The sequence below is a fragment of the Parasphingorhabdus sp. genome, assembly GCF_049667325.1.
GTDB lineage: Bacteria > Pseudomonadota > Alphaproteobacteria > Sphingomonadales > Sphingomonadaceae > Parasphingorhabdus.
Window position 1 is genome coordinate 1 of sequence record NZ_JBATHY010000145.1, and the last position, 4,548, is coordinate 4,548.

Annotated in this window: 4 protein-coding genes; 3 read left to right on the plus strand and 1 reads right to left on the minus strand. The window is 58.3% G+C overall.

The window, feature by feature from the left end:
• Positions 1-133: 133 nt before the first annotated feature.
• Positions 134-1,981, minus strand: a complete 1,848-nt coding sequence (locus WBM93_RS06755; protein ID WP_424429912.1) for a copper resistance system multicopper oxidase — start codon at positions 1,979-1,981, stop codon at positions 134-136.
• A 60-nt stretch (positions 1,982-2,041) separates the two neighbouring features.
• On the opposite strand from WBM93_RS06755, the gene WBM93_RS06760 reads away from it, so the two are divergent.
• The 3 genes from WBM93_RS06760 to WBM93_RS06770 all read left to right on the plus strand — a co-directional run.
• Positions 2,042-2,317: a metal-sensitive transcriptional regulator gene (locus WBM93_RS06760; protein ID WP_424429915.1), complete on the plus strand. Its 276-nt coding sequence runs from the start codon at positions 2,042-2,044 to the stop codon at positions 2,315-2,317.
• Between the two features lie 35 nt (positions 2,318-2,352).
• Positions 2,353-2,817: a DUF411 domain-containing protein gene (locus WBM93_RS06765; RefSeq protein WP_424429921.1), complete on the plus strand. Its 465-nt coding sequence runs from the start codon at positions 2,353-2,355 to the stop codon at positions 2,815-2,817.
• 91 nt (positions 2,818-2,908) lie between these two features.
• Positions 2,909-4,548 (plus strand): heavy metal translocating P-type ATPase (locus WBM93_RS06770; protein ID WP_424429918.1); only part of this gene is annotated, 1,640 nt, incomplete at its 3' end.

The following is a 4,548-nucleotide window of genomic DNA, read 5'->3' on the forward strand; positions in this document are numbered from 1 at the left end:
GGCTTGGCCACCGGCTTCGGCGGGGCCGGCTTGGCTTTCGCCGCCGGCTTAACGGGCACCGGCATCCTGTGGCCCTCATGCTGCGCGAGCGCCGGCGCGGATACGCCGAGCAACATCAAGATTATCAGGGCCTTCATGCTGCAGCTCCTTCGGGATAGGCGACGCTAACCGTCTGCATCATCCCGGCGTGCATATGGTAGAGCAGATGGCAGTGGAACGCCCAGTCACCCGGCTCGTCGGTGGTCACGTCAAAAGTCGCGCTGCTGCCCGGCTGGACGATCACCGTATGCTTTTTGGGCTGATAATGGCCTTGCCCGTTGACGATCTCGAAAAACATCCCGTGCAAGTGGATCGGGTGGGCCATCATCGTGTCGTTGACCAGCTTGACCCGCACCCGTTCATTATAGCCGAAGCGGATAGGCGCATCGCCGACGGCGCTCATTTTCTTGCCGTCAAAGCTCCACATATAGCGTTCCATATTGCCGGTGAGATGCAATTCCATCTCGCGGTCGGGCGAGCGCTTATTGTGGTCCATCTCGAGCGATTTCAGCATCCGGTAATTGAGCGTCCGGTGCGGGACTTTGTCGAGACCAAGCCCGGAGAAGCCGGTGCGATCCTGCGGGTTCATCGCGACCATATCGATGCCGGGCCCGACTTCGACGCTATCGGGCAGCATGCTGGTGTCGCGCATATTCATGCCGCCCAAGCCGGCCATGTCATGGTCCGCCATAGCTGCGTCGCCGCCAGACGTGTCGCCGTGGTCCATTGTCGAATGTTCCGTCGCGTCCGGTTCTGCAGGGCCGTGGTTCATTTTGCTATGATCCACAGGCTGGGTCGGTTCTGCACCATGCGCGCCATGATCCATCCCGCCCTGATCTTCGCCATGGTCCATCCCCATATCCGCCATCGTCAATAGCGGCGGATCTCGCAGGGCTGGGAAGGCTGCCTTGCGACCCGGCTGAGAGGTTAGCGAGGCTTGCGCCATGCCGCTGCGGTCCATGCTCTCGGCGGCCAGCGCGAAGGCGCCTTCTTGAGTCGGGGTGACGATCACGTCATAGGTTTCGGCGACGCCGATCTGCAGCTCGTCGACGGTGACCGGCTGGACATTTATGCCATCGGCCTGGACCACCGTCATCGGCAGGCCGGGCAGGCGGATGTTGAAAAAGGTCATCGCGCTGCCGTTGATGATCCGGAGCCGCACGCGCTCGCCCACTTTGAATGGCAGCTCCAGGCCGTCACCAGGGCCATGCCCGTTGACAAGATAGGTATAAGTCGGCGCAGACACATCGGCAATGTCGGTCGGCATCATCCGCATCCTGCCCCACATGCGCCGTTGCTCGCCGCTCAAATCATAGTCATCGGTCGCTGTCGTCTTTTGCTTGCTGAAATAGCCCTCTGCCACTTTCAGTTTCTTCATGATCTGATGTGGATGCATGGCCGCAAATTCGCTGAGCAAAATCACATGCTCGCGATCATATTGCACCGGATCGGGACCGGCGGGATCGATGATGATCGGGCCATAATGACCGAGCTGTTCCTGCAACCCGCTATGGCTGTGCCACCAGTAAGTGCCGGACTGGCGCGGTGTGAACGGCACGTCAAAACGTGCGCCGGGCTTGATCCCGGGAAAGCTGATCCCCGGAACGCCGTCAAACTGGAACGGCAACAGCAGGCCATGCCAGTGGACCGAACTGTCGACATCCAGCATATTATGCACCGAAAGCAGGGTTTTCTTGCCCTCCTTCATCCGGATCAGTGGCCCCGGAACCGTGCCGTTGACCGCAATCGCATGGCCGACCCGGCCACCGGTGGAAAAGCTACCATCGGCGATATGCAGATCGATTTTCGCGCCGGAAACTTGGTCAATGCCCTTGCGCACTATTCTGTCCATTTTGCCCATGGCCCATGCGGGCATGGGGAGAGCAGCGGTCGCGCCGAGAAGCGCAGAATGTCCGATCAATTGACGGCGGGAGAATTTCATGTTGGCTTTTCCATTAAAATACCATATACCCCTATGAGGTATTTGTTCAAGAGGGAAAGCATGGCCAAAGGTGCACTCGATCAGAAAATCAACCGGCTTCGCCGTATCGAAGGACAGGTACGCGGGATTGCGCAAATGGTCACAGACGACCGCTATTGCATCGACATTTTGCATCAAGTGCAGGCGGTGAAGTCGGCACTGGCAAAAGTCGAAAGCCAGATATTGAAAGACCATGCCGCTTGCTGTGTCAGCGAAGCGATATCATCCGGTGATCCGGCGCAGCAGAAAGAGAAATTCGACGAACTCATCGATCTGTTCGAAAAAGTGAAAAGATGATCAGAAGCTTGGTCAATGAGATAAAGGAAAAAATGATGATCGGATCTATCGCAAAATCGATGAGAGAGACCAGCGCTGCCGGATTTCTGCTGGTTTCGCTGGCAGCCTGTTCAACCGCAGCACAGGCAGCAAGCTATACGATGTACCGCGATGCGGGTTGCGGCTGCTGCCTGAAATGGGCGGACCACGCCGCTGAAGGACTTGATGCCGAAGTGATCGCCGAAAATGCCGACATGCAGATGGTCAAGGATCTGCACGGCGTTCCCGACGAATTGCGCGCCTGCCACACGATGATCGTCGAAGGCTATGTCATCGAAGGCCATGTCCCGGCAGAAGCCATACAGAAATTGCTCCGCGAAAAACCGACAGATGTGATCGGCATCGCGGTAGCCGGCATGCCGGTGGGATCGCCCGGAATGGAGCATCAGGATATGACCGAACCTTATCAAGTGATCGCATTCGGTCCCAAGGGCCAGCGCGTCTTCGCCAGCTACAACTAGTCAACAACAAGCGATGTACAAACGGAAATTTGACAGGTTCAACTTCGGATTTCTCCCGCAATCTTTGCCTTGATTCGAAAAGGAGCTTGAGATGACCGAGACCGCTCCCCCCCGTCACGGCCATGAAGATTGCGGCCATCCAGTCAAGGACCCGGTCTGCGGCATGACGGTCGATCCGGACAAGGCCGAACATCATGCGCGCCATGATGATCAGGATTATCATTTCTGTTCCGCCGGTTGCCGGACCAAATTTGTCGCCGACCCGGAACGCTATCTTTCGCCCGATCGGTCGACCGCGCAGGACGATGTTGCCAAAGGCACGATCTACACCTGTCCGATGCATCCGGAAATCCGGCAGGAAGGACCCGGTTCCTGTCCGATCTGCGGCATGGCTCTGGAGCCGGAAACATTCTCGCTCGATAGCGGCCCCGACCCTGAATATATTGATATGCGCAGACGCTTCTGGGTGAGCGCGTTATTTTCCTTCCCTCTGTTCGTCTATGCGATGGGAGACATGATCCCCGGGAAACCGTTTGAATCCTGGTTCGATCCCGCCGCCGCGACATGGATACAGCTGCTGTTGGCAACGCCGGTCGTCCTTTGGGGAGCGTGGCCGTTCTTTGTCCGCGGCGTGCAATCGCTCAAGACCATGAATCTCAACATGTTCACGCTGATCGGCCTTGGCGTCGCAGTGGCTTATGGTTTCAGTCTGGTCGCGACTTTCTTCCCTGATTTGTTCCCCGCCGCGTTTCGTGGCCATCATGGGACCGTCGCGGTCTATTATGAGGCCGCAGCCGTCATCACGACATTGGTGCTCTTGGGACAGGTACTCGAACTCAAAGCGCGCGGCCAGACCTCCAGCGCCTTGCGCGCCCTTCTGGAACTGGCCCCACCGGTCGCCACGCGGATCAACGCGGACGGTTCGGAAGAGGAAATATCGCTTGATCTCGTCCAGTCGGGTGACAGGTTGCGTGTCCGTCCGGGCGAGAAAGTCCCCGTTGATGGCACCATTGCCAAGGGGTCGAGCACCATCGATCAGGCGATGATCACCGGTGAACCCATTCCGGTCACCAAAGCCGAAGGCGACGATGTCACCGGCGGGACGGTCAATCAGACCGGCAGCTTTGTGATGACCGCCGAGCGTGTCGGCAAGGACACTTTGTTGGCAAAAATTGTCCAGATGGTCGCAGACGCCCAGCGCAGTCGCGCCCCGATTCAAAAGCTTGCCGACATGGTAGCCGGCATCTTCGTTCCTGCGGTAGTTCTGGTCGCCCTGACGACCTTCGTCGTCTGGGCAATATGGGGGCCGGAACCAGCGCTGGCTTATGGCCTGGTCAACGCAGTCGCGGTTCTGATCATTGCCTGTCCCTGTGCGCTGGGCCTCGCCACCCCGATGTCGATCATGGTCGGCACCGGCAAGGGCGCGCAAAACGGGATTTTGATCAAAAATGCCGAAGCGCTCGAAACCTTTGAGAAGATTGACACTATCGTTGTCGATAAAACCGGGACGCTCACCGAAGGGAAACCGAAGCTGGTATCTGTCGAACCGGAAAGCGGCTTTGACGCGGACGAACTGCTGGCACTCGTCGCTGCTATCGAGGTCGCCAGCGAGCATCCTCTGGCTGCTGCCATTGTCGACGGCGCGACAGACAGAGAGCTACAGTTCGAGGCAGCGAGCGATTTTCAATCGGTCACCGGCGAGGGCGTCGAAGCGACCGCCCGGGATAGACG